The sequence below is a fragment of the Micromonospora globispora genome (assembly GCF_003857015.1).
GTDB lineage: Bacteria > Actinomycetota > Actinomycetes > Mycobacteriales > Micromonosporaceae > Micromonospora > Micromonospora globispora.
In genome coordinates, this window is sequence record NZ_QGGF01000295.1 from 1 (window position 1) to 3,117 (window position 3,117).

At 71.8% G+C, this 3,117-nt stretch carries 5 protein-coding genes; 2 read left to right on the forward strand and 3 right to left on the reverse strand.

Features of this window, described 5'->3' with window-relative positions; translation table 11 throughout:
- Window positions 1–152 precede the first annotated feature (152 nt).
- Entirely contained in the window at window positions 153–587 is a 435-nt protein-coding gene (locus tag DKL51_RS36375) for a helix-turn-helix domain-containing protein (protein WP_243422779.1), read from the forward strand.
- Window positions 548–916, forward strand: a complete 369-nt coding sequence (locus DKL51_RS36380; protein ID WP_260428487.1) for a hypothetical protein — start codon at window positions 548–550, stop codon at window positions 914–916. The genes DKL51_RS36375 and DKL51_RS36380 overlap by 40 nt, the downstream gene beginning before the upstream one ends.
- On the opposite strand, the gene ung is transcribed toward DKL51_RS36380, so the two are convergent.
- The 3 genes from ung to DKL51_RS14600 form a co-directional block, all read right to left on the reverse strand.
- Window positions 905–1,606: a uracil-DNA glycosylase gene (gene ung / locus DKL51_RS14590; RefSeq protein ID WP_109947955.1), complete on the reverse strand. Its 702-nt coding sequence runs from the start codon at window positions 1,604–1,606 to the stop codon at window positions 905–907. The genes DKL51_RS36380 and ung overlap by 12 nt on opposite strands.
- Window positions 1,607–1,666: 60 nt before the next feature.
- Window positions 1,667–2,149: a tRNA (adenosine(37)-N6)-threonylcarbamoyltransferase complex ATPase subunit type 1 TsaE gene (tsaE, locus tag DKL51_RS14595; RefSeq protein ID WP_109947956.1), complete on the reverse strand. Its 483-nt coding sequence runs from the start codon at window positions 2,147–2,149 to the stop codon at window positions 1,667–1,669.
- On the reverse strand, window positions 2,146–3,117 hold a 972-nt coding region (locus DKL51_RS14600), incomplete at its 5' end, for an alpha/beta fold hydrolase (protein WP_148097787.1). The genes tsaE and DKL51_RS14600, both read right to left, overlap by 4 nt.

Sequence of the window (3,117 nt, forward strand, 5' to 3'; positions counted from 1 at the left end):
TCCCAGACGCAGGGGTCACACCCGGTGGCCACCGGCCGCCGGCCACCGGGTGTGACCCCTGCGTCTGGGATCACTCTGTGAAGCGATATGACTGTGAGGCATAAATATGACGGAGAGGCATATCGCTCTCTGCGTTAGGTCATCATCCGGTGGTGTCCGACAGTCGCGTCGCCAGCCAGATCGCCGCCGCCCTCCGTCGTGAGCGAGGCGCCCGGTTCCTGACCCAGCACGAGCTGGCCGACCTGGCCGGGCTGAGCCAGAGCGCGGTGGCCCGTGTGGAGCGGGGCAACCGAATGCCCAGCATCCCGCTGGTCGAGCGCCTCTTCGCGGCGCTCGGCCTCCAACTCGCCGTCGGCGTCGAACCGCTGGAGAGCCATCTCGACGCCAGGATGACCGAGCTGGCCAGCCGGCCGTTGACCGAGCGGATCGAGGATCTGGGGCTGGATCGAGTCATCGAACGGCTCGGCGACCTGCCTCACCTGCTCGCCGGGAGCACGCCGCCCTGCTCCAGGGCGCTCCGGTGCCGGTCGACGCGGTGGATATCGCGGTGCGGTGGCGCGACTCGACGCGGTTCACCGCCTGGCTGAGAGCGGCGTACGGGCAACGCTGGAACGCCCGGTGGGAGGAGTTCGGCGGCCTCCATCTGGAACCGGAGGAGCCCGGTGAGCACCGCTGGCGAACCCGGTACGGCGAGATCCGCGCGCAGATGTGCGACGAACTGCCCGAGTCCATCGAGGTGCGGCACGGCGACCGCGGCTACCGGGTCGTGCCGCTGCTCCAGGTGGAGCTGACCGATCCGCGCGCCGCCGACCTGCTGCGCCGCCACCGCCAGCGACAGGCCGCCGACCGGGACGGCGGGCCGCCGCATCCCCGGCAGGCCGCTCGGCCCGACGATGGCGCCGGGTCAGCCGGCTGAGCGCTCCCACTCGATGGTGGGCAGGCCGACGTCGGCGAGCGCCTTGTTCGCCGCGCTGAACGGGCGGCTGCCGAGGAAGCCGCGCGGGTTCATCGGGCTCGGGTGGCCGGCCTCCAGCACCACGTGCTGCGGGTTGGTGACCAGGGCGGCCTTCTTGCGGGCGTACCCGCCCCAGAGCAGGAAGACCACCCGCTGGTCGAGGGCATCGAGGGCCCGGATGGTGGCGTCGGTGAACTCCTCCCAGCCCTTGTTCGCGTGCGAGCCTGGGGTCGCCTGCCGGACGGTGAGCACCGAGTTGAGCAGCAGCACGCCCTGCGCCGCCCAGCCGTTGAGGTTTCCGCTGCGCGGCTTCGACAGGCCCAGGTCCTCGCCCAGCTCCTTGAAGACGTTGCGCAGCGACGGCGGCACGGTCACCCCGTCCCGGACGCTGAAGCTCAGCCCGTGCGCCTGCCCGATCTTGTGGTACGGGTCCTGCCCGAGGATCAGCACCCGGCACTCCTGCGGCCCGCACAGCCGGTACGCCGAGAAGAGGTCCTCGACCGGCGGGAAGACCGTCTGGCTCGCGTACTCACCGGCGACGAACTCGGCCAGCGCCGCCGTGCGGGCCGGGTCGAGGTGCGGGGTGAGCGCGGCGCGCCACGCGTCGGGGAGCAGCGCCAGCAGGTCGAGGGCGGGAGCGTCGTCGGGCATCGGCAACCTTTCACCGGTCGGGTCGGTCCCGGGCACTGTAGGCAGCGGGTACGACAGCCGTCAGTCGAGGGTGGCGAGGCGCTCGGCCCAGTCGCCACCCACCGGTTCCAACGTCACCACCCGGGTGTCGTCGTCCCGCCGGTCGATCCGCACCCGCAGGTGGGCGTCGACCAGTTGCTCGACCATCCCCTCGCCCCACTCGACCACGGTCACCGCCTCGTCCACCGACGCGTCCAGGTCGAGGTCGTCGATCTCGGCGCGCGGATCGGCCGACTCCCCCAGCCGGTACGCGTCGGCGTGCACCAGGGTCACCCGGCCGCCGCGGGCCGGATCGGGCCGGTGCACCCGGGCGATCACGAAGGTCGGCGAGGTGATCTGGCCGCGTACCCCGAGGCCGGCGCCGATGCCCTGGGTCAGCGCGGTCTTGCCGGCCCCCAGCGGGCCACTGAGCAGGAGCAGGTCGCCGGCGCGCAGCACCCCGGCCAGCCGGCGGCCGAACTCGTGGGTGTCGTCGACCGTCTTCAGCTCCACGACGACCGTCACAGGCTCTCCAGAAACCGTTCCAGCGCCGCGTTGACCTCGTCGGCGTGTTCCAGCATCACCACGTGCCCGCTGTCGTGAATCTTGACGAACTCGGCGTGCGGCAGCCGCCGGACGATCTCCTCCGAGTGCGTCACCGGCGTGATCATGTCCTTGTCCCCCACGATCACCAGCACCGGCGTGCCGGCCAGCGCGGCCAGCGCCGGGAACCGGGAGTGGGTGGCCAGCGTGCGCAGGTAGCGGGTCACCGTGTCGGCCGAGGTCCGCGAGTTCATCGTCTCCACGTACGAGACGAGCGCAGGGCTGGGCTTCGGGGTGCCGAAGCCGTACTTGCGGGTCAGCAGCCAGGCCACGTTGGTGGTGGACTTGCGCGCCTTGTCGATCACCGTGCCGCCGTACCGGGTGGCGTTGCTCATCATGTAGAGCACCGGTGCGCCGACCCGGCCGATCAGGGCCGGTGCCACCAGCTTCGTCTCCGCGAGCAGGCCGCCCGAGGTGGCCATCAGCACCGTGCCGACCACCCGGTCACCGAAGAGCTCCGGGTACAGCTCGGCGAGCGCCATGATCGTCATGCCGCCCATCGAGTGGCCGACCAGCACCAGCGGCCCCTCCGGCGCGGTCTCGTCGATCACCCGGCGCAGCGTCCGGCCCAGCGCCGCCAGGTCGTAGTCCCCGGTCTCCAGGCGGCCGGAACGGCCGTGCCCCGGCTGGTCGTACGCGACCACGCGGTAATCGCCCCGCTCGGCGAGCATCTCGCGCTGGAAGTGGAAGGTCCCCATGTCCAGGCAGAAGCCGTGCACCAGGACCACGGTCGGGTGGCCGGCCACCGGGCGGGTGGGCTCCACCACCTCCACGTGGATGTCTGTGCCGTCCGGCATCTCCAGCCGGTACGACTGGTCGTACCGCTGCCGGCCGAAGACCTCGTGGGCGTACGGGTCGGTGGGGTCGGCCTTGAGCCGGCGGACCAGGAC

Bases quoted from the DNA above. Each gene is read 5' to 3' on its own strand.
- ung (WP_109947955.1), bottom strand. From the start codon at position 1,606: ATGCCCGACGACGCTCCCGCCCTCGACCTGCTGGCGCTGCTCCCCGAC.